This is a genomic window from Phormidesmis sp. 146-33 (assembly GCF_052939515.1).
The window spans coordinates 1-20,167 of the sequence record NZ_JBJPHU010000121.1 but is presented as its reverse complement, the minus strand read 5'-3'; the positions used below and the strand labels follow the sequence as shown (position 1 = coordinate 20,167).

Here is a 20,167-nt window from a genome sequence, read left to right as displayed (position 1 = left end):
GACTCGATCGCCCAATCGCTGCTCTAAGGGTGCATATCCCCAGTCATGCGATCGCTGATGAGGCTTGAGTTTTAGATCAAACGCCACTTCTTTAAGCAACCCAAACTGAATCAGGACGGGAAGATGATCGGAGTGTCTGAAAACAATACTGTTGAGCGAAATATTTTGGTGAATCATGCCGCGATCGTGAACATCGCTCAAAACAGGCAACAATTTTTCAAACAGATCCAAAACTTCGGCTTCTAAGAAGAGATTATTTTGAATCAGTCGATCGGTTAACCAGGCTCGATAACTAATTCCTTGCACATAGTCTCTCACCCAAAATAAGCGACGATCATGGACAATTACGACTCGAAATCGAGGAATTTGAGGGTGCTGCAATTGTGTTAAAACACTCACCTTTTGCTGAAATTGCTCTCTTAAATCATCTAAATTTGTCGCTCTAGTTGGAATGAATTCCTCCAAAACACAGCGCTCATTCAAGCGTTTTTGATCTTCTGCAATATAGGCCCAACCGTACTCTCCCTGCCCCAGTATCCCTGTAATTTTGTAACGGTTGTGCAAAAGCGTCCCGATTGGAATTGGAGATTGCATAGCAGACAAGTTAAACTATTCGCCTCAAAAAAACTAACCTTCAATTGAGTCGATCGCCCAAAAAGTTTGACCAGATAAACGATTCAAACAGAACTTTTGTACTAATCTAACATCGGCAATCCAATTTGAATCAGATCTCATACCAAATCAATTTTCAGGGGTAACCGATCCTTGACCTCCCCCAACTCCTTACTAAGGCGGGCAGCTAGAAAATTCCACTTTTGTAAGGTAGGGCTAATTTATTTGTGAGATGCAAAAGGCGAGGAATATCGAGATCAAGTTGACGTAGATTTAGAATTTTGGCGTTGCTGAATCAGGAGATGAATTGCCCCAAAGCGGCGGGAACCCCAAGGTTCAAAGTCCCCCATTTTTGGGGGATTTAGGGGGCGAACAGATGGACACTTCCCACAGAGTCATCCCTCCAATCAGCAACGCCAGAACGATTTGCACGATCGGAAAGCAACGTTTCTCAGTGGCTTAAATAGCAATGACAATCCGGTTTCTCGATCAGAGACTCGACGAGAGAATTTAAAGCAACGGCTGCTAACAATCCACCCCCGATCGTGCCTTCGATCGTCACATACGGCAGGTCTAGCTGCATCAATCGTCGCTTGGCGGCTGGGGCATGACTAAATCCGATCGGCATTCCAATTATCAAAGCGGGTGCAACCGTTCCCTGACGAATCGCCTCACACACCGCCAACAAAACAGACGGCGCATATCCAATCACCAAAATACATCCGTGGGGAATCTGCTGTAGTCGCTGTTGCCAATTGGCTTGATGCCGAAAAGCTTGTTCTGCTTGAGTGACATCGTTGATGTGAGGGTCATCAATCAGCATTTTTGTGACGCAGTTTAGATGAGCGAGACGAGTCTGATCTAAAGCCGCCGTCACGGTGGGAATGTCGGTCACGATCGTACATCCCTGTTTCATTGCGTTACGAGCCGCCGCGATCGCCCCTTGACTGACTTTCACAAACGGCACCAGACTCAGATCTCCACAGGCGAGAACCAGTTTTGACAGCAAATCGACTTCAATTTCGGAGCGATCGCTTAAGTCTGGTAGCAATCGCTGTAGTGATTCTTCAAATGATTCTGGGTGATGATCGACTGCGATATCTAATCCTCTCCACAGCGTTTCTAATTCTGTTTGGGTCTTTGCTTCCAAATGTTTCAATTGAGCGATCGCTTCGGCTTGGACGATCTGACACTGGCGATCGCGTCCCAGTAATCCTTCTAATGCGGCTGCGGTTTGTCTAAGATGAGTCATTTGCTGAATCACCGATCGATACTGTTGTTGAAGTTGTCCAAGCAAGGCAGTCTGTTCTGATTCGGGTTCGGCTTCTAGCAGCTTGTGAATGTGGGAAAGCTGAAATCCCTGCTGTTTGAGGGTGACAATTCGCTGCAAACGCTGCACGTCTTTTTCGGTGTAGAGCCGATAGTTTCCGGGCGATCGTTCGGGTTGAGGAAGCAATCCCAATTGATGATAATGACGCACCATGCGAGGAGATACGTCGCCGCCGACGGTTTGAGTGAGTTGTTTGATGGTCAGCATGGGAGGGAGGAGGGAGGAGAGAGGAGAGAGGAGAGAGGAGGGAGGAGGGAGGAATTTGTAGCGTTTGCTTGACCTTAACACTGATGTCAATGTTTAGAGTGAGGGAGTTCTCTTGGCGATCGCTCCTTATGCAATCTGTTCGTTTTCCTCAATTTGCTAAAGATCATCCCGATGCGATCGCGGCTCTGACTTGTGGGTTTCTGGTTCTCTTGGGCTGGGCGGCGTTGAATGTAGGCTGGCTGAGTGTGGGACTGTTGATTCTTCCGGCGGCTTATGTGATTGGGGGCTATGACAGCGCTCGTGAAGGACTGACGACTCTGTTTGCAGAGAGAGAACTGGATGTCGATTTGTTGATGATTGTGGCGGCGCTCGGTGCAGCAGGATTGGGACTCTGGCGGCGAGAATATTATCTGATTGTCGATGGAGCCGTTCTGATTTTGATTTTTGCGATTAGTGGAGCGCTCGAAGGGTATGCAATGCAGCGCACCGATCGCAGTATTCGCAGCTTGATGAGTCTGACTTCTGATAGGGCACGAGTCTTGCAGAATGGACAAGAACAACTGATCTTAATTCGAGAATTGCAGGTGGGCGATCGGCTGCTTGTCAAACCAGGAGAATTGATTCCGACCGATGCTCTGATTATCGAGGGAAACAGTTTAATCAACCAGGCAGCAATCACAGGCGAATCACTTCCCGTTGAAAAAAATGTAGGTGACGAAGTATTTGCGGGAACGCTAAACGGAACGGGAGCCTTAATGCTCAAAGTCCACCAACCGCCCGAAAGTAGTCTGATTCAGCGCGTGATCCGGCTCGTCGAACAGGCCCAAACCGAAACGCCTCCGTCACAGCAGTTTATCGAGCGATTTGAACGTAGTTACGCCAAAGTGATTGTCGTGACAGGAATCTTACTCGCCCTTCTGCCTCCATTTTTCTGGGGCTGGACTTGGGAAACCACGATCTACAGAGCCTTAATCTTCCTCGTCGTCGCGTCTCCCTGTGCATTGATGGCAGCAATCATGCCGACGCTGTTATCAGGAATCGCCAACGGTGCGAGACAGGGAATCTTATTCAAAAATGGCGCTCAATTGGAGATGTTGGGCAAAGTGCGGGCGATCGCTTTCGACAAAACAGGCACCCTCACAACCGGAAAGCCCAGCGTTGTCAAAATCATCGCGGCTCCAGGCTATTCTGAAACTCAAGTTCTGGAAGTCGCCTCGGCGTTAGAAGCTTATTCAGAACATCCGATCGCTCAAGCAATTTGCACCCATCTTCCCTCCAATTTGTTAGCAACGGACGTACAAGCGCTTCCCGGTCAAGGAGTTTTGGGATTAGTGCAGCGACAGCCATCTCTCGTGGGCAAAGCTAGTTTGATTTCTCAAGTGCCACCCCAATTCTCACAACTAAGCGACCAGCTAGAAGCCCAAGGCAACACTGTCGTTTGGGTCGCTCAATCTGAGAAAGTTTTGGGACTGATTGCGTTAGCCGATACGATCCGACCGGAGGCGATAGGAGCGATCGCTCACCTGAGAAAATTGGGCATCGAACAGATAATTTTGCTCACGGGCGACAATGCACGCAGCGCTGATCGGGTTGCTCAAATGCTAGGAATCGACCAGGTTTACGCAGACTTATTGCCAGAAGACAAACTACATCTGATGAAGCGTCTACAGCGTCAATACAAAACGGTGGCAATGGTAGGCGATGGAATCAACGACGCACCCGCTCTCGCCCAAGCGTCTGTCGGCATTGCGATGGGAATTGTCGGCAGCGATGTGGCCCTCGAAACGGCGGATGTCGTCTTGATGGCAGACCGTTTAGAAAAAATTGGCAGCGCGATCGCTCTGGGCCGCAGATCTCAAGTCATTGTCAAACAAAACATCACCTTTGCGCTCACCTTTATTGTTCTTTTGCTAATTGCCAATTTTGCAGGTGGCATTACCCTCCCTTTGGGCGTAGTGGGTCATGAAGGCTCGACCGTTCTAGTTACATTAAGTGGCCTGCGGTTGTTGAGAAATGGTTAATAAACTTTAATTAACCGGAGTTCGATAAAATCCTCTATGACCATTCCGAAATGCCTTTAACCTCTCAATAAATTAACGTCAGTTCGATGAGAAGGACTCGCTTCGTTTGAGTCGGCTTCAGCCCCCTAAATCCCCCAAATTGGGGGACTTTGACCAAGAAAAAATTCCAGAGTTCAAAGAAATTATGCTGATTCAAAGTCCCTCAGAATGGGGGATTTAGGGGGCGAAGCGCTCAATAACAAAGCGAAAAAACTCCATCGAATTCACGTTAAATTAAGTATTCTATTTGAGTTGTGAGAATTCGGTGGTTAGTCTTTGACCGTAAACTAGTCCCTAAGAACTAATCATTAAGAACCCGCTATTTCAAACATCCTATCTGAGAACCGTTGTTTCAATTTAACTTTACGCGCCACGGCTCGACGACTTTACCTGTAATCCTCTTCCTACATGGGTTTCTTGGAAGTAGTGAAGAGTTTGCCGATATTGTTCCTCAGTTCGATCGCTTCTGTTGTCTGTGTCTTGATCTGCCCGGACATGGCAAAACTCAGGTGGTTGGCGACTATTCACTATCTACTACGGCACAGGCAATCGTAGACTTGCTCACTCAACTCGACATTCCCCAGGCTATTCTCGTAGGGTATTCTCTGGGCGGACGGTTAGCATTGTCTTTAGCGTTGCAGTTTCCCGATCGCTTTCCCAAAACAATTCTCGAATCAGCCTCTCCCGGATTAAAAACAGAGACCGAACGCGCCCTTAGAAGAGAACACGATGACCAACTGAGCGATCGCATAACGTCTAATTTCCCAGAATTTCTCACCGAATGGTACGATCAGCCGCTTTTTCGATCGCTCAAACAGCACCCAAATTTTGCTGCCTTTTATGAACATAGATTAAAAAATAATCCCATTGAACTAGCGAAATCACTGCGAAACTTAAGTACAGGTCGTCAGCCCAGCTTTTGGGGCAAATTGGCACACTACAAGCAGCCGTTACTATTGATGGTGGGAGCGCACGATCGCAAATTTGTCTCCATCAATCAAGAAATCGCCGCCCGCTGCCCAACTGCCCAACTTGAAATTCTTGTCAACACTGGCCACAACCTTCACCTCGAAAACCCGCAAGCCTTTACAATGCACATCAGCGATTTTTTGCGATCGACTCGCTAGATACACCAAACGATTCGTTGTTTCCTGATCAGAAAGTTCTGGCTTGTAAAAAGGTGATCGATGAGAGCGTCAGATCAGAAAGCACTATTTTTAGAACAAGTGTACTATTAAAAGAGCTTTCTTCACGGCGCTTTTTTCTCGACCTTTGGGAATTCTGACTCCATCTTTCAGCACTTTCTCAAACATCCTCAAAAAAGCTGACTCAGCACACCCCTGCGTAAGGAAGAAAAAACATGCGATCGCTCTCCCTTCTTAAAGCAATCACCTGTCACCCCCTGCTTATCGGATTTGTCTCAACGCTGATCCCGATCGTGCTGATTTCTCCTGGTTTTGGTCGTCCGGTCGCCCTTCCACCCTCTAGTTTTCTTCAGTCTGCCGTCTCTGAGCCGGGAGAATATACGCAAGAGCAGATTCGTTATTTTATGGAAGTTGCAATGGGCGCAGAATATTCCAATATTAACGGGGCTAAAATTCGTAAATGGCAAGAAGATTTGAGAATTAAAGTACTCGGAACGCCAACGAATGCAGATTTAGAAACGCTAAACACGGTTATCAACGAAATCAATGAGTTAACGGCTGGAAACGTACGGTTACAATTAGTCACCCAAAACCCCAACGTCACAATTCACTTTGCTCCAGAATGGAAATTTAAACAGCTTGAGGTAAACTATCAGCCTGTAAATTATGGCTACATTTGGACGCAGTGGAATAACGACACGATTACGAACGCCAACATTCTGATTACCAGCAAGCAAGTCACCCAAAAAGAGCGATCGCATCTAATTCGCGAAGAGTTAACGCAATCATTGGGATTGATGCAAGACTCTAACCGCTATGCAGACAGCATGTTTTATCAACCCTGGACGGATGTGACTCAATATTCAAGTCTCGATCGGGCGCTGATCAAGATGCTGTACAGTCCTCAAATTCGTCCCGGTATGAACCAAGCTCAGGTGATCGACGTTCTCAATTCACTTCAAGCACAAACCCCATCAACCCAGTGTGACTCCAAACAGGTTGCTTTAGACTTTGGAAACCCAACCTGTGCAAAGCGTTAGAGACTGTCAGCAAGTAGCTTGTCGGTTGGAGCGCAGTGACATCCCCATCGTGCGAGTGGCCTGCTGAAGGGGATGTTAGACCTCTCTAAAGAACTTGGCCTGTTGAAATAGCTGTTCACGATCGAGCTATCAATGAACATGCTGTTTGTCCACTCATCCCAAAACGATCGCACTGGCTGCCCGATCGCCTCACCCCCAGCCCCACGATCGCATGATTCAATCCATCGTTTCTACGGTTTAGAAGAACGATCGCCCTGTCTGCCACCAAATATACAGACTCGCTGACAAGAATCGAAAAACTTTTGGTCATCCGTCGGGCAAGCGACCCCAATCCCTTAAAATGACGTATCGGGGAAATGCTGAAGTAAGTAAAGTTATGAGTAATGAGTTTTGACTTGGGCCACCCTGCCAAATCAGACCCAAACACTCAAAGCTGAGAACTCAAAACTCTCTCCCCTTGCCCTTCTCTACTCCATCCCCTTTAACTTTATGCCCAAGGTTCTTGTTTCTGATCCGATTGATCAAGTCGGGATCGATATTCTCTCTCAGGTCGCTCAGGTCGATGTCAAAACAGATCTCACTCGCGAACAATTAGTCGAAATTATTTCAGAATACGACGCGCTGATGATTCGTTCTGGAACTCGTGTCACCCAGGAAGTGATCGAAGCGGGCACCCTCCTCAAAATTATCGGACGCGCAGGGGTGGGAGTCGATAACGTCGATGTCACCGCCGCTACTCGCAAAGGCATTGTCGTCGTCAACTCACCCGAAGGCAACACGATCGCCGCCGCCGAGCACACGATCGCCATGATGATGGCTCTGTCTCGCTACATTCCTCAAGCCAACGAACTTCTCAAAGGTGGCAAATGGGATCGCAAAAACTACACGGGCGTTGAAGTTTATAAAAAAACGTTGGGTGTGGTTGGCTTGGGCAAAATTGGCGCTCACGTTGCCACAGTGGCCAGAGCGATGGGCATGAAGCTATTAGCGTTTGACCCCTTTATCTCTAACGAACGCGCCGATCAACTAGGCTGTCACCTGGTCGATTTGGATGTGCTGTTTCAAGAGGCAGACTACATCACGCTACACATTCCCAAAACCTCGGAGACGGCAAATCTGATCAATGCGGATGCGATCGCCAAGATGAAGCCCACCGCCCGGATCATCAACTGTGCCAGAGGCGGGATCATTGACGAAGCAGCCTTAGCCGACGCGCTCAAAGCAGGCCAAATTGCCGGAGCCGCGATCGACGTATTTGAGTCCGAACCGCTCGGTGAGTCGCCCCTCAAAGCGCTAGGTAAAGAAATCGTTCTCACGCCGCACCTGGGAGCCTCGACCGAAGAAGCTCAGGTGAATGTGGCGATCGATGTCGCCGAACAGATTCGCGATGTCTTATTGGGGCTGCCTGCACGATCGGCGGTCAACATTCCTGGCCTGCGTCCCGATGTGTTGGAGCAGCTAAAGCCCTACCTACAGCTTGCCGAAACCCTGGGAAATCTAGTCGGACAACTGGCAGGCGGACGCATCGAATCCCTCAACATTGGCTTGCGGGGAGAATTGGCAACCAATCAAAGTCAACCGATCGTCGTCGCGGCCCTCAAAGGATTGTTGTCTCACGCTCTTCAAGAACGGGTCAACTACGTCAACGCCAGCATCGAAGCCAAAGAACGGGGCATTCGGGTGATCGAGACTCGTGACGCTTCGGTTAAGGACTACGCGGGATCGCTACATCTCTCAGCCAAAGGCGCACTGGGCGAACATTCTGTCACGGGTGCCCTACTGGGAGATAACGAAATCCGCGTTACCAGCGTCGATGATTTCCCGGTCAATGTCCCCCCCAATCGCTATATGCTGTTTACCCTGCACCGCGATGTCCCCGGCATCATTGGCAAAATTGGCTCCCTGCTGGGCAGCTTTAACGTCAACATTGCCAGTATGCAAGTCGGACGCAAAATTGTGCGCGGCGATGCGGTTATGGTCTTGAGCATTGACGACCCCCTACCAGAGGACGTTTTGAATGAGATCAAGAAGGTGTCTGGGATTCGGGATGCGTATACGGTGACGCTTTAGAGGGATGAGGGATGAAAAGGGATGAAGGATGAGGGATGAGGGATGAAAAAGGAGGATTCTGATAGTAATGTGAGAACGTAGGTTATTCCAAACCCTTCAACATTCCTCGCGATGGGGATTTGAGGATGGATTGGTTAGCAACAAAGTACACTGTGCGATATCACGAGCAGCAGAATGGATTCACTGTCAAACTTCTTCTTAAATTTCTTCTTAAATAAGGGAGATTCTGAAGTTCAAGAAGTGGAAATAGGCACACCCTGGATTCACTGCCAAACTTCATCCCTCATCCCTCCTCGCGAAGCGGAACAAAGTTCTCCCTCATCCCCGTAACTCATGGCAAATAGCTGGTGGGAAATTCAAATATTTTGTGACACTGCGCTCGATGAGGTGGTGTTTTGGCGACTCGAAAAGTTTGGCTGTCGGGGGACTTCGAGCCAGGTAAAGGGGTCGTCTTGTCTTGTGTCTGCCTATTTGCCCCAGCAGCAAGCGGGTTTGTTGGATTTGTCGGCGCTGTCGTTGTTGATTCGGCAGGATGCGCTCTGTGTCGAGTCTTCGCCGCCCGTGGTGCAGTGGCATCTGATTGACGAAGAGGATTGGGCGAGTAGCTGGAAGGTCTATTGGCAACCGCAAGAAGTGGGCGATCGCTTCCTGATTAACCCCGCCTGGATTCCTGAACCAGAGAAGACCGATCGCTTGATTCTCACACTAGAACCCGGTGTCGCCTTTGGAACGGGCGATCATGCTACGACGCAACTCTGTCTCGAAGCGTTGGAAATGCGCTTTAGCGACAATCCGCAGAATATTACAATTGCCGATGTAGGGTGCGGGTCAGGCATTCTCTCAGTTGGGGCGATTTTGCTAGGAGCCGCTCAAGCTTATGCGGTTGATACCGATCCGTTGGCAGTCAGAGCCACGCGAGAAAATATTGAACTGAATCATATCGACCCCGATCGCTTAACCGTCGGTGAGGGCAGCGTAGACCAGTTAGAGAAGATGATCAAAGAACCTGTAGACGGTCTGGTGTGCAATATTTTGGCTGAAGTGATTATCGATTTGATTCCTCAATGGAAGCCGATCGTCAAACTTACCACCTGGGGCATTTTGAGTGGCATTTTGCTAGAGCAAGCCAAACCCGTCGCAGACACCCTCGAAGAAAACGGCTGGATCGTCGCAGCCCTCTGGAAACGTGGCGATTGGTGCTGTCTGAATATTCGCCGATCGTAAGGACAATTCCCATTCATATGGATATTCTCGTTTTCATTCTCAAGGTTTTGGGTTTGTCCTTGGGCATTTCTCTATTAATCAAATACGCCGGCCCCCTGGCGGCGATCTCTTCGAGTTACCCGCAAGGGGTCGCTCCCACAACCCCAACCGTTCTCGCCCTCATTCTTTCGCCCTCCCTCCTTCTCCTGTGCCTTCTCCTGATCCGACAACAGCGCGCCGATTAAGGAACGCGAGTTTATTAACCTGAAATTCTCTAAATATGCTTGGTCAGTTGATTTTGGCTTCGTTTTAATGGGTTGCAGCCCCCTAAATCCCCCAAATTTGGGGGACTTTGAAGCTCGAACCCGTTTTGAATTCCAGAATTTTTTGATCTCAAAGTCCCCCAGAATGGGGGATTTAGGGGGCGAAGTCGCTTGGCAATAAACAGATCTTATTTAATTCGTGATCCTAAGCAGCATGTCACGAATGAGATAGAGACTGACACACCTGAACCAATAGAGCCAACGCCTTCATCCCTCCTCCCTCCTCCCTTCCACCAAGCAGCCAGTTGAATATCTGTCATAAGGAGGATTGTGAATGAGTGGAATTTCCCGGATTATGTTTGGTGTGAGGAGTTAGCGAATTAGAAAAGCCCTTGGAGTCGAAACACGGCCAGACGTCCAGGGGCTTTTCTGCGTCCGGAGCGATCGAGATTGCGTCCAGTGTTAGGATCAATGACTCATCATTTCGGATGTCCAAGGTGCCGACATGTCCAAGTTGCGCGAGATTCAACTGCCGACTTCGCTCAAAGATCATTTAGTGCAGGGGCATCCCTGGGTTTATCGCAATCATGTGCCGCCGAGTCTTCGATTACCATCGGGGAGTTGGGCCAAGGTCAGGTGTGGTGGCTGGTCGGGCTTTGGGCTGTGGGATGAAAGTGGCTCGATCGCCCTGAGAATTTTTTCTGAACAGCAGCTTCCAGATGCAAAATGGCTCCGTCAACAGGTGCAGGCGGCCTGGGAATTGCGATCGCCCCTTCGCGCCAGAGGTTGTACGGCGTATCGGTGGCTATTTGGCGAAGGCGATGGACTACCGGGCATGACGGTCGATCTGTACGGCGATTTTGCGGTGATTCAGACTTACATGGAGGGGGCGGCGGTCTTGCTGGATTGGCTGGTAGACGCGCTAAAAGCCATTCATCCGCTCAAGGGAATTTTGCTGCGATCGCGTCCCAACGAGCTTCGAGAAGGCGACGAAAAAACTCAGCTTTTGTGGGGCAAACCCGCTCCCAGTTCGCTCGTCGTTCAAGAACACGGACTGTTGTTTGAAGTGGACTTGCAGACGGGGCAAAAGACGGGATTGTTTTTAGACCATCGTGAAAATCGGCGGTTTGTGGAAGGGTTGAGTGACGATCGTACGGTTCTCAATTGTTTTGCTTACACGGGGGCTTTTTCGCTCTATGCGCTGCGCGGAAATGCTCGTCATGTCACCAGTGTAGACATTGGCAAAGGATTGAGCGCCGCTGCTGAGAAGAACGTTTTGTTAAATGATTTGGATGCTAAAAAACATACCTTTGTGACCGCAGACTGCTTCAAATTATTGGACGACTACAGCCAAGAAAAGCGTCTGTTTGATCTAATTATTCTCGATCCGCCCAGCTTTGCCAAAAGTAAACAAAATCGCTATGCTGCCTTACGCGGTTACACAAAATTGAATGCGATGGCGCTGCGTTGTGTGTCTCCCGGTGGGCTACTTGTGACGGCAAGCTGCACCAGTCAAGTCAGCCCCGAAGCCTTTAAGGAGGTGATCGCCGCCGCAGGCGCAAATTCGGGAAAACGCATTCAAATTATTCATGAAGTCGGACATGCGATCGACCATCCGGTTCCCGCACAGTTTCCAGAGGGGCGATATCTCAAGTTTGTGGTGGGCAGAGTCAGGAGTCGGGGATGAAGGAGAACTTCCTCAAAGTCCCTCACTGGTGGGGGATTTAGGGGGCTGCCCGGACTAATAACCGCAGCGAATAATCTCATCAAATTCACGTCACTGCACAATCAATTTAACGCTGAAGTATCCGCAACAATCGCTGAACTTGAATTTCCCAAGTCCAATTTTGCATAAACTGGGCGGCTGCGTTACCTCGACGGGTGGCTTCTGAGCGGTTGTTGTATATGGCTTCCAACGTCTCGACTACTTCTTCGACATCAGACTCGCCCCAGCCCTGGGTGCCTCGATATTGCTCGTTTCCCGATACGTTTTTCTGCGTCCGTAAGGGGTAACCGCGATCGTCTCCAATCAGATCCAAATGTCCCGTATTCATCGAGAGAATGGTAGGAATTCCACAGGCAAGACTTTCCATTGCAACCAGGTTGGTGCCGCCTTCTGCGCGGTTGGTAAATATCGCGACATCGGCTTCTCTTAAGATTCTTGGAGCTACGTGATTGGGAATCAATCCTACGTCTAGAATTGCGTTTTCAGGAATTCCATTTTCGATTAGCCAGGGTGTAATTTGTAGATGTCCCTGAGCGTTTACTTTCGGGAGTTTACGAATATGTCCAGCGCGTTCCAAACCGACCATCGTTCGTGCCCAATGGTTGTGCCATGCAGTGATCAACAGCGCTTCTGGGTGACGGGCCTGAAAGATTCGGAAGGCGGCAATGATGATGTCTTGTCCTTTGCGATATTCCAGTTTGCCGCCAGAAAAGATAACGAAACGATTGGTCAACATTCCTGATTTTGGCATGGGATGAAAAAGGCTGGAATCAATACCCTGCTGAACCGTTTCGACCGTCAAGCCGTAGCTTTTGAGAACGTCCGCATTCCAGGTAGAACCAGTGATCAGGCGATCGTACCGTTTTCCTCGTTCCAAAGCCTGTTTGTCAAAAAACGTATCTTCTGAAAAAATCACACCAATGTTATACTTCCCATTCACACGCCTATCTTCTTGACTGATTGCAAAATGATTGCCTGTTGCTTTAAGAATCAGTAAGTCAGCTTGTAGAATTCTATCTGGATGTTGATGTAAAACCTGTTGTAGCTGCTGTTGAAACTTCATGAAGGGTAGGAGGCGCGATCGTACGATCGGATTTAACTCCTGGGGAAGTGGCATTAATGGAATCGGTTCCACATCAGCAGTTTTTAATAATTGGATTGCTAGATTTAATCCATAAACACCCCAACCGAGATTACCGCCAATCGGAAAATTGATTCCAACTAGAAATGGCTTTTGAGATGAAAATGAAATACTAGAATTATTGTTTTGAATCAGTTGCGTCAATTCTTTTTTAATACTTGCGATCACACCAGACCAATCCCGCGATCGCACTTGCCGAAACAGCCGAGCCGTTGGATACCAGGGACTATCCGCTCGATCGAGCAGCCAACGCCAATCGGGAACCGTGCATAATAAAATCCAGACAGGTTTGCCCATTGCGCCCGCTAAATGAGCGACTGCCGTATCGACGCTAATCACCAAATCGAGTAGGGCGATCGCTGCCGCCGTATCTGCAAAATCGCCTAACTGATCTTCTAAATCATGCAGACCTGTAACTTTGTACTGTTCTTGAAACTGCTGTAATTCTGCGGATTTACCCTTTTGTAAACTATAAAACTCAACGCCTTCCAGAGCGAAAAGAGGTAAAAGATCGGTGAGCTTGGCCGAGCGATCGACATCGTTGCCATTTTTAGGATTGCCTGCCCAAACGAACCCAACTTTAAGCGAGGTGCGGGGTGTCGAAGCCGAAAAGGGAGTGGACAGATAGGGAATGGGCGCGGGAATTGTCTCTAAAGTCGTGCCGAGAAGATGGGGCAAACTCAACAACGGAACGTAACAATCAAACTCAGGTACAGACTCGCCTTCAGCAATCAAGCGATCGATGCCAGGAGCCGTTTTTAGCAAGCGAAACAGGGGAGGAGGACAGCCAAACAGCACCCGCCCGCCTCGTTGTTTTACCAGTGGCGTATAGCGAATAAACTGAATCGTGTCGCCCAACCCTTGTTCGGGGTGCAGCAAAATCGTTTTGCCTGTGAGATCGGAGCCATCCCACTGCGGCTGAGAAAATTTGGGCAACGGCAGATCTCCCCCGACCCAGCGCGACTCATATTCCCGAAAACCCTGACGCAAATCGCCCTGCAACAACAAAATAAAACTGTAGTTAAATCGCACTTTTGGATAGTCGGGCCGCAGTCGCAACGCTTGCTGATAGCTGTCTGTCGCCGCCTGAAAGTTGCCTTGCTGATAGAGTGTTGTTCCTAAATTTTGATAAGCTTCGGGGAAGTTTGGATCAAGCGCGATCGCTCTTTTCAAACACCTCACAGCCTCATCCAATCGCCCCGATCGTCGATACGCATCCCCCAAACTATTGTGCGTCAAGGCATGATCCGGTTTGAGCGCCAGCGCTTTCTGAAAGGCCGCGATCGCTTCCTCTACCTGCTCCAAATTCTGCAAACAAGCGCCTAAGTTGTGAATGGCTTGTCGATGGTCAGGTTTGAGCTTGAGAACGGTTTGATAACACGCGATCGCAGCTTCATCATTACCCTGTGACTGATAAGCATTACCCAAATTGTAGTGACTTTGGTAGAAGCTTGAATCTAACTTGATCGACTGTTGGTAATGAGCGATCGCTGGTTCATACTGCTCTAGTTTTGAGAATGCCGTCCCAATGTTGTAGTGAGCAGAAGCGTTATCTGGATTGAGCGCGAGGACTGTGTTGTAGTAGGCGATCGCTTGTTCAAATTGATGCGTCTGACAATACAGCATTCCCAACAGTTCTAACGCCTCTAACTGGTCAGGAAACTGCTGCAAAATTTGCTGACAAATCTGCTCAACCGTCTCCCAGTCACCTGCTTGAAACGCCTGCTGGGCTGCATGAATTGGTGGATTAGGAACATCTACTGCCATTGTCAACGAATGAAACAACATTTCCAGGGATGCTATTCAGCTACGCCTTTTACTATTGTGCGTCGAGGCAGGTTTTTTAGATCAGCCATTTGTACCTAACGTAGCTTCTTTGCAAGCCAGATTCATCCTCGATTTGCGTGGAGAACTTGCACATACCGGGCACCTACTTTCTTGAATTGACGTTACGTTGACTAAGCATGAATACCTGGCGATTGAAATCGCTGCTATCAGAACAAAGTCTACCTCCGTGGACTAACGGTTAAAATCGCCTCTTTAGTGTGCGAAGGCACACTTTGCTCTTGTAGCCCCGACTTTTGTCGGAGGGCATCTATGATTCGTGCAGGAAGTCTAATGTGTTTGAGAATGAGTTGAGACAAGCCGCATATGCCATCACTAGAACTTCCATCGCCTCATCAGTTCGCCAGTCTCCGTCTGGAAAATCAAATAGCTCCTCTACATGCAGTACAGGCAAGGTTACTTTTTGCTGTTCAACACTGAGTCCGAAAAATGCTGTAAGCATCTGCAAATTTTCGTTAAGTTTGGATGGCATGAAGCTGATAAATTGGTCGGTAATGTTCAAATTATTCGCTCTTAATATTTCAACGTATTAATTCTCAACCCTTGCTAGGTTCCATAACGAAGCCGCATAAGCTCTAAAACTAGAAAGTGTTTCAGATTGCTTCGATAGGCTTTCTGAGAGTTGGGCGTGAGCGATCGAGCGTTGAAAAACTCATCAATGCGTGAAGTTCTCAGATCTACTGAAGTAGCAACTTTGTGAACTGGTGGCTCTGTGCCTTGGAGTTCAATAAAAACGGGGTCTGGGACGAGTTGGCGCCGCATCTTGATGTTGTCCGTGAGCGTAATCCCTAATCTACTACCATACAACGCCTTGAGTGTCCTTAAAATGCAGCTTAAAATGCAGCGAACGGTGGCAGGAGACAACACGGGCTTGCCGTTTTCTACCCCCAACAAATGCGCCTTAAACTGAGCGACTTGGAGAGGTGTGACCGATCATGAAAAAACTTTCATAGTTCATTCATTGTGCATTCATGCCCAACCCCGAAAGTAGAGCGTGTAAGGCAAAGGCAACCAAACCTTACAACACACCCTAACTCTTTCTTCAACTCGGAGGTTTTCATTATGAAGCGCGTTCTTCTTGCTACTCTATCGATTTTGGCTCTGTCTAGTTTTGTGGCTCCTGCAAAAGTTGCAGCGGAAGCACCGATTGAACAAAAACCCGCGGTTGCCTCGCAGTTCCCCAAAGGGGTAAACGTTTCTTCTACCAATCGCCCGACTTCGTTGCAATTCTCGCCCAATGCCTTAGTTAACTCAGCATATCGTGGTAGCTACATCAATCAAGGCATTCCCAGTTATGCCCAACTGCATCATGCTTATGTGAGTGGACAAGTGACGGCTGAGGATTTGGTGAGAGTCGCTATTGCACAAGGACAACTTTCGCCAGAAACGCTCTCGGATACTGGCTACATCCGCACGGTAGATGCAAAGTTGGGATCGCTCAGCCAGTAGTCAAGGACACGATAGGTTGGTAGAGATAGCTTATAGAATTATCTCTACTGATTTCGGCTGCAACGTTCTCAATGGAGTGTTTTATGCAGATTGAAGATGTCGCAGGATTGATTCATCCCCTGATTGTGATCGCATTGGTATTTCCAATGATTGGGATTGTGACGAACTATGCTTGGCAGACTCGGCAGCGTCGTCTTGGTACGGATAAAAGCAGTAAGAATAAGATTGCTCCGGGTGTTGGTGCAGAACATCTTCGGTTGGGACGGCTGCTAAGTAATGCAGTCGTGATGGTTTCGCTGGTTGGCTTGGCACACCCGATCGTGTTCAAAATGATTGCGAGTAATGCTTGGGGACAAGCGCCACTTCGAGTCGTGTTTGTTGGACTCGTGTTTGGGTTGACTATCGCAACGCTAGCAGGTCTAAATCGAGCCAGCAATCGGCTCTGGAGGGCTGTCTTCGCAACTTTGACGGGAATGGGAATTATTTTGCTCGGCTCACAACCCGAAGTGTTTCGCCGTGAATTTGAGTGGTATGTGTCTCATTACTACTATGGTGTGGCGGTTTCTTTGTTGATGATTTTTTCGCTTGCAATCGTTCCAGACATCTATCGCGATCGCAAAAACCGCTGGCGCAATGTTCACATCATTCTTAGTTGTCTTGCACTGTTACTGTTCATTGGGCAAGGGTTTACTGGATCGCGTGACCTGTTAGAGATTCCGTTGAGTTGGCAAAAACTGCACATTCAAGCGTGCGACTTCCAAAAGCTGACTTGTCCATAAGGTTCAGAGTCCTTTGAAGCCTGTTTCGTTTTCAATCGTCTGCACGATCGAGGCTGATTTTGGAACGGTTCGTGATCTCTGATGCCCGGTCGCAACTTGACTCAGCCCGATTCCCACTAAAACAATGCTGCCTCCAATGTAGTGTGCCATTGTCGGAGTCTCGCCCAAAATCAAATAGGCAAAGGCAACACCCGCGATCGGCGTAAATGAACTAATCAATGATGCTCTTGAAACTGTAGAGCCTTGCAATCCTAAAAGCCAAAACGACTGACCGAGCACAACAATCACGGTTCCATAAACCAGCATCCACTTCCACAGAAACGGCGCAAACACATCCATGAAATGGTGATGACCATAGAGCAGGAGAGCAAGCAAAAAGAAAACAACTGTCCCGAATGCGGTGCGAACAATGCTATAGAGTCCAATCGGAATTTGAGTCAGTCTCGTTTTAGAAATTACCGTCGAAACCGCTATCGCGATCGCGCCGAGTGCTGTTAACGCTTCCCCTTTTCCGAAAGTCAATCCAGCCATCTGAATCATCTCTGTGGGTGGCTGCAACAGCACAGACAGCATCACCCCGATCAAAACAACGATCGCGCTCAATTGCTCAAGGCGAGTGACCTGTTCTTTAAGCAACCAGATTGAAAGAACAAGTGCGATCGGGGGTTCTAGTCGTCCAACTAACACAACATTATTCACGGCGGTCAAAGAAAGGGCTTGAAAAATGAAAGCAGGTGCGATCGCGCCCGACAAAATCGCAACAGCAATCAATCCCGTCCATTGTTGCTGTGACAAATCCTTGAGCAATCTCAGTTGCTGTCGATGCAGTAGAACAAGTACAAACAATGCACAAATGTTACCAACAAACAGAACATTGCACAGCGAAACGGGATTTCGCCCGTCAATCAAGTGTTGCGCTCCAAGCTCGGTTACTTTTCGAGTGACAGAGTTTGCAGCCCCAAAAATTAGGACAGCAAGCCATAGATAGACCTGACCTGAAATCGTTCGTTTGAATCGATCGACGAGTTGTTTGAACATGAATTTCTTTTCATGAACTATTCATTTGCGGTTCATACCAGTCTGCGATATTCGCTTCCATAAGGCAAATCCAAACACGCAGTTCTCAAGGAGTTTTTGACATGAAGCGCGGTTTTCGTTACATTCTACTGTCCTGTCTCGTTGCGATCGTCGTTGTGAGTTGTGGAGGAAAAGCAACGACCCAAACCTCTAGCCCAATGCCTCAAAGTACAGTTGTCGCCCCAACGACACCGCAAGCTGCGACAGCAAAATCGAGTGTGATTTCATCTGGTAACTTTGTGAACGGCGAACACCCAACGCAGGGTAAAGCAGAAATTGTCAACCAAAACGGCAAGCGAATTTTGCAACTGAACGATCAGTTTAAGACTTCGACCTCTGGACCTGATCTTGTTGTAGTGCTGCATCGCTCTGCTAATGTCATCGGGGAAACAACGCCACCTGCATATCCGCTCAAAGAGGGCGATTATACGGTTCTCGCACCGTTGAAAGAATACAGTGGAGCGCAAAGCTATGAGATTCCAGAAAACCTGAACTTGGATGGCTTTCAATCGGCAGTGATTTGGTGTCGTCGCTTTAATGCGACCTTTGGATCTGCTGCCTTGAAATCTAGCAGTTAACGAATCGCTAATATTTCTAAATCCTTCCTGACCTTGATTTGAATCAAGGTTTTTTGTGTGGGTTAGGATAATCTGGAACCAATGTACAAGAGATGTTAATGCGAATGGAGTGGAATCGATGGATAACATTGTTTCACCAAAATGCTCAGCTTCTTGGTCGGAGATTTTGCCCCAAGATTGGGTTCAGGAGAGCCGATCGATTCGCGATCAAGGATTGATCGTCACGCATGATCTCCAGCCTGCTGGCGAAGTCGATGCGCCGAATGGACTTACAGAGCATCTCTTATGCCTCAGTCTCAACAGCAATGTCCGCCAGGTTACACGCATTGATGGACAGGAGTATGATGGTGCAAATCAGGTAGGAAGTACGTTTCTCATTCCTGCTCGAGCTCCTACGTTTTGTTATTGGGAATGTGAGCAAGCGGATGAAGCGATAAGTTTTTATGTCAATTCCCAACAGCTTCAGCAGATGGCAGCAGAAAATGATTGTTTGTATCCGGAGCGCACCGAGTTGCATCCCATTCTAGAGATTCAGGATCACCAATTGACGTGATCGCGACTGCTTTCCATAGCGAAATGTACAGCGATAATCTCGGTGGCAAACTCTATACCGAATCCCTCGCCAATCTATTCCTGATTCATCTGCTACGGAACTATTCGACTCAAACACCTACTCTACGATCTTACGATCGTGGCTTATCGCATCAGCAACTTCAACAAGCGATCGACTTCATGCAGGATCTTAGCGATGAACTGAGCATACAAGATGTTGCTAATCTGTTAGGCATGAGCCAATACTATTTCTGTCGGCTGTTCAAGCAATCACTAGGAACATCTCCGTATCAATATGTGCTGCAACAGCGAGTCGAGTTTGCCAAGCGATTATTAAAGCAACAGGATAAACCGATCGCCCAAATTGCCCTAGAATGTGGTTTCACTAGTCAAAGCCAGATGACGCAGCATTTTCGCAAGACCGTAGGCACAACGCCGAGAGCATACCGCAGAAACTAAGAACTACTGTTCGGTAAATCCACCGTCGATCGGTAAGGTATGCCCAGTAATAAACGAAGCTTGATCTGAGCACAGCCAGACTACTGCGTTAGCCACCTCTTGAGGTCTGACTATGCGCCCCATCGGGATCATGTGAGCCGTTGAACTAGATGCAACCGCATTCACTCGAATTCTGCATTGAGCATAATCGATCGCAGCCGCTTTAGTGATTCCCGTAACCGCATGTTTTGTACTCACATAGATCGCATTATTGGCACACCCCGTTAAACCAAAGATCGAACTATTATTGACGACAGCGCCGCCCTGACCGTTCAGCATCTGCTCAATCTCATACTTGAGACAAATCCAAAGCCCATTCAGGTTGTGATCAATCACGCCCATCACTTCAAATTCTTCTTGTTCTGCAAGCGGAACCTGAGTTGCATTGATACAAGTATTGTTGAAAGCAGCATCAACCCTTCCAAAAGCTTTAACGGCTTGTGTCACCAGTGCTTTAACAGACTTCGCAACCGTGACATCCGTGGGCTGAAACAACACGGTTGCTCCTCTAGCTTGAATGGTAGCAATCGTACATATCCAATAGATGTATCCAGAAATTAAATTGCGTTAAAAAAAGAGGGTAAAACGAAGT

20 protein-coding genes are annotated in these 20,167 nt (G+C 48.2%); 12 read left to right on the top strand and 8 right to left on the bottom strand.

The features are described from left to right. Positions 1–594 (bottom strand): serine/threonine protein kinase (locus tag ACJ2PR_RS29745; protein WP_446879693.1); only part of this gene is annotated, 594 nt, incomplete at its 3' end. A gap of 469 nt (positions 595–1,063) precedes the next feature. Further along, positions 1,064–2,149, bottom strand: a complete 1,086-nt coding sequence (locus ACJ2PR_RS29740; protein ID WP_446879692.1) for a precorrin-8X methylmutase — start codon at positions 2,147–2,149, stop codon at positions 1,064–1,066. Between the two features lie 128 nt (positions 2,150–2,277). Here ACJ2PR_RS29740 and ACJ2PR_RS29735 point away from each other — a divergent pair, with 128 nt between their 5' ends. The 3 genes from ACJ2PR_RS29735 to ACJ2PR_RS29725 all read left to right on the top strand — a co-directional run bounded on the left by ACJ2PR_RS29735 (position 2,278) and on the right by ACJ2PR_RS29725 (position 6,394). Continuing rightward, a complete protein-coding gene (locus ACJ2PR_RS29735; RefSeq protein ID WP_446879691.1) occupies positions 2,278–4,170 on the top strand; it encodes a heavy metal translocating P-type ATPase in 1,893 nt (630 codons plus the stop codon). A 386-nt stretch (positions 4,171–4,556) separates the two neighbouring features. After that, on the top strand, positions 4,557–5,336 hold the full coding sequence (gene menH, locus ACJ2PR_RS29730; protein ID WP_446879690.1) for a 2-succinyl-6-hydroxy-2,4-cyclohexadiene-1-carboxylate synthase: 780 nt from the start codon (positions 4,557–4,559) through the stop codon (positions 5,334–5,336). Between the two features lie 233 nt (positions 5,337–5,569). Next, complete coding sequence (locus ACJ2PR_RS29725; RefSeq protein WP_446879689.1) at positions 5,570–6,394, top strand: DUF2927 domain-containing protein; 825 nt, start codon at positions 5,570–5,572, stop codon at positions 6,392–6,394. 115 nt (positions 6,395–6,509) lie between these two features. Here the strand turns inward: ACJ2PR_RS29725 and ACJ2PR_RS29720 are convergent, their stop codons facing one another. Continuing rightward, positions 6,510–6,704 carry a hypothetical protein gene (locus tag ACJ2PR_RS29720; RefSeq protein WP_446879688.1) on the bottom strand — a complete coding sequence of 65 codons (195 nt, stop codon included), beginning with the start codon at positions 6,702–6,704 and terminating at the stop codon, positions 6,510–6,512. Positions 6,705–6,883: 179 nt separating this feature from the next. Here ACJ2PR_RS29720 and serA point away from each other — a divergent pair, with 179 nt between their 5' ends. The 4 genes from serA (at position 6,884) to ACJ2PR_RS29700 (ending at position 11,617) form a co-directional block, all read left to right on the top strand. Further along, complete coding sequence (gene serA, locus ACJ2PR_RS29715; protein ID WP_446862005.1) at positions 6,884–8,464, top strand: phosphoglycerate dehydrogenase; 1,581 nt, start codon at positions 6,884–6,886, stop codon at positions 8,462–8,464. Positions 8,465–8,797: 333 nt separating this feature from the next. Further along, entirely contained in the window at positions 8,798–9,688 is an 891-nt protein-coding gene (gene prmA, locus ACJ2PR_RS29710; RefSeq protein WP_446862006.1) for a 50S ribosomal protein L11 methyltransferase, read from the top strand. Beyond that, a complete protein-coding gene (locus tag ACJ2PR_RS29705) occupies positions 9,658–9,912 on the top strand; it encodes a hypothetical protein (protein WP_446879695.1) in 255 nt (84 codons plus the stop codon). The genes prmA and ACJ2PR_RS29705 overlap by 31 nt, the downstream gene beginning before the upstream one ends. 523 nt (positions 9,913–10,435) lie before the next feature. Beyond that, the gene (locus ACJ2PR_RS29700; RefSeq protein ID WP_446879687.1) at positions 10,436–11,617 is read left to right on the top strand and encodes a class I SAM-dependent rRNA methyltransferase; all 1,182 of its coding nucleotides are present in this window, start codon (positions 10,436–10,438) and stop codon (positions 11,615–11,617) included. A gap of 106 nt (positions 11,618–11,723) precedes the next feature. On the opposite strand, the gene ACJ2PR_RS29695 is transcribed toward ACJ2PR_RS29700, so the two are convergent. The 3 genes from ACJ2PR_RS29695 to ACJ2PR_RS29685 form a co-directional block, all read right to left on the bottom strand. Beyond that, entirely contained in the window at positions 11,724–14,564 is a 2,841-nt protein-coding gene (locus ACJ2PR_RS29695) for a tetratricopeptide repeat protein (protein ID WP_446879686.1), read from the bottom strand. A gap of 328 nt (positions 14,565–14,892) precedes the next feature. Continuing rightward, the gene (locus ACJ2PR_RS29690) at positions 14,893–15,144 is read right to left on the bottom strand and encodes a hypothetical protein (RefSeq protein WP_446870527.1); all 252 of its coding nucleotides are present in this window, start codon (positions 15,142–15,144) and stop codon (positions 14,893–14,895) included. A 44-nt stretch (positions 15,145–15,188) separates the two neighbouring features. Beyond that, positions 15,189–15,404, bottom strand: a complete 216-nt coding sequence (locus tag ACJ2PR_RS29685) for a hypothetical protein (protein ID WP_446879685.1) — start codon at positions 15,402–15,404, stop codon at positions 15,189–15,191. 300 nt (positions 15,405–15,704) lie between these two features. Between ACJ2PR_RS29685 and ACJ2PR_RS29680 the strand changes: the two genes are divergently transcribed. After that, positions 15,705–16,091 (top strand): hypothetical protein, encoded by a 387-nt coding sequence (locus ACJ2PR_RS29680; protein ID WP_446879684.1) that lies wholly within the window; start codon positions 15,705–15,707, stop codon positions 16,089–16,091. Between the two features lie 83 nt (positions 16,092–16,174). After that, positions 16,175–16,870, top strand: a complete 696-nt coding sequence (locus ACJ2PR_RS29675; protein WP_446879683.1) for a DUF4079 domain-containing protein — start codon at positions 16,175–16,177, stop codon at positions 16,868–16,870. 3 nt (positions 16,871–16,873) lie between these two features. Here ACJ2PR_RS29675 and ACJ2PR_RS29670 read toward each other — a convergent pair whose 3' ends face one another. Next, the gene (locus ACJ2PR_RS29670) at positions 16,874–17,908 is read right to left on the bottom strand and encodes a DMT family transporter (protein ID WP_446870531.1); all 1,035 of its coding nucleotides are present in this window, start codon (positions 17,906–17,908) and stop codon (positions 16,874–16,876) included. A gap of 101 nt (positions 17,909–18,009) precedes the next feature. Between ACJ2PR_RS29670 and ACJ2PR_RS29665 the strand changes: the two genes are divergently transcribed. The 3 genes from ACJ2PR_RS29665 (at position 18,010) to ACJ2PR_RS29655 (ending at position 19,536) form a co-directional block, all read left to right on the top strand. After that, the gene (locus ACJ2PR_RS29665; protein WP_446862015.1) at positions 18,010–18,525 is read left to right on the top strand and encodes a DM13 domain-containing protein; all 516 of its coding nucleotides are present in this window, start codon (positions 18,010–18,012) and stop codon (positions 18,523–18,525) included. Positions 18,526–18,643: 118 nt separating this feature from the next. Further along, on the top strand, positions 18,644–19,078 hold the full coding sequence (locus tag ACJ2PR_RS29660) for a hypothetical protein (RefSeq protein ID WP_446879682.1): 435 nt from the start codon (positions 18,644–18,646) through the stop codon (positions 19,076–19,078). A 23-nt stretch (positions 19,079–19,101) separates the two neighbouring features. Beyond that, positions 19,102–19,536 (top strand): helix-turn-helix domain-containing protein, encoded by a 435-nt coding sequence (locus ACJ2PR_RS29655; RefSeq protein WP_446879681.1) that lies wholly within the window; start codon positions 19,102–19,104, stop codon positions 19,534–19,536. A 3-nt stretch (positions 19,537–19,539) separates the two neighbouring features. Here the strand turns inward: ACJ2PR_RS29655 and ACJ2PR_RS29650 are convergent, their stop codons facing one another. Continuing rightward, a complete protein-coding gene (locus tag ACJ2PR_RS29650) occupies positions 19,540–20,094 on the bottom strand; it encodes an SDR family oxidoreductase (protein WP_446879694.1) in 555 nt (184 codons plus the stop codon). Positions 20,095–20,167: the final 73 nt, after the last annotated feature.

Excerpts from the sequence above, each read along its gene's own strand:
- ACJ2PR_RS29740 (WP_446879692.1), bottom strand. The coding sequence starts at position 2,149 with ATGCTGACCATCAAACAACTCACTCAAACCGTCGGCGGCGACGTATCT.
- ACJ2PR_RS29695 (WP_446879686.1), bottom strand. The coding sequence starts at position 14,564 with ATGGCAGTAGATGTTCCTAATCCACCAATTCATGCAGCCCAGCAGGCG.
- serA (WP_446862005.1), top strand. The coding sequence starts at position 6,884 with ATGCCCAAGGTTCTTGTTTCTGATCCGATTGATCAAGTCGGGATCGAT.
- ACJ2PR_RS29680 (WP_446879684.1), top strand. The coding sequence starts at position 15,705 with ATGAAGCGCGTTCTTCTTGCTACTCTATCGATTTTGGCTCTGTCTAGT.
- ACJ2PR_RS29700 (WP_446879687.1), top strand. The coding sequence starts at position 10,436 with ATGTCCAAGTTGCGCGAGATTCAACTGCCGACTTCGCTCAAAGATCAT.
- ACJ2PR_RS29670 (WP_446870531.1), bottom strand. The coding sequence starts at position 17,908 with ATGTTCAAACAACTCGTCGATCGATTCAAACGAACGATTTCAGGTCAG.
- ACJ2PR_RS29665 (WP_446862015.1), top strand. The coding sequence starts at position 18,010 with ATGAAGCGCGGTTTTCGTTACATTCTACTGTCCTGTCTCGTTGCGATC.
- ACJ2PR_RS29720 (WP_446879688.1), bottom strand. The coding sequence starts at position 6,704 with ATGACCAAAAGTTTTTCGATTCTTGTCAGCGAGTCTGTATATTTGGTG.
- ACJ2PR_RS29735 (WP_446879691.1), top strand. The coding sequence starts at position 2,278 with ATGCAATCTGTTCGTTTTCCTCAATTTGCTAAAGATCATCCCGATGCG.
- ACJ2PR_RS29685 (WP_446879685.1), bottom strand. The coding sequence starts at position 15,404 with ATGCGGCGCCAACTCGTCCCAGACCCCGTTTTTATTGAACTCCAAGGC.
- ACJ2PR_RS29660 (WP_446879682.1), top strand. The coding sequence starts at position 18,644 with ATGGATAACATTGTTTCACCAAAATGCTCAGCTTCTTGGTCGGAGATT.
- ACJ2PR_RS29725 (WP_446879689.1), top strand. The coding sequence starts at position 5,570 with ATGCGATCGCTCTCCCTTCTTAAAGCAATCACCTGTCACCCCCTGCTT.
- prmA (WP_446862006.1), top strand. The coding sequence starts at position 8,798 with ATGGCAAATAGCTGGTGGGAAATTCAAATATTTTGTGACACTGCGCTC.
- ACJ2PR_RS29675 (WP_446879683.1), top strand. The coding sequence starts at position 16,175 with ATGCAGATTGAAGATGTCGCAGGATTGATTCATCCCCTGATTGTGATC.
- ACJ2PR_RS29655 (WP_446879681.1), top strand. The coding sequence starts at position 19,102 with ATGTACAGCGATAATCTCGGTGGCAAACTCTATACCGAATCCCTCGCC.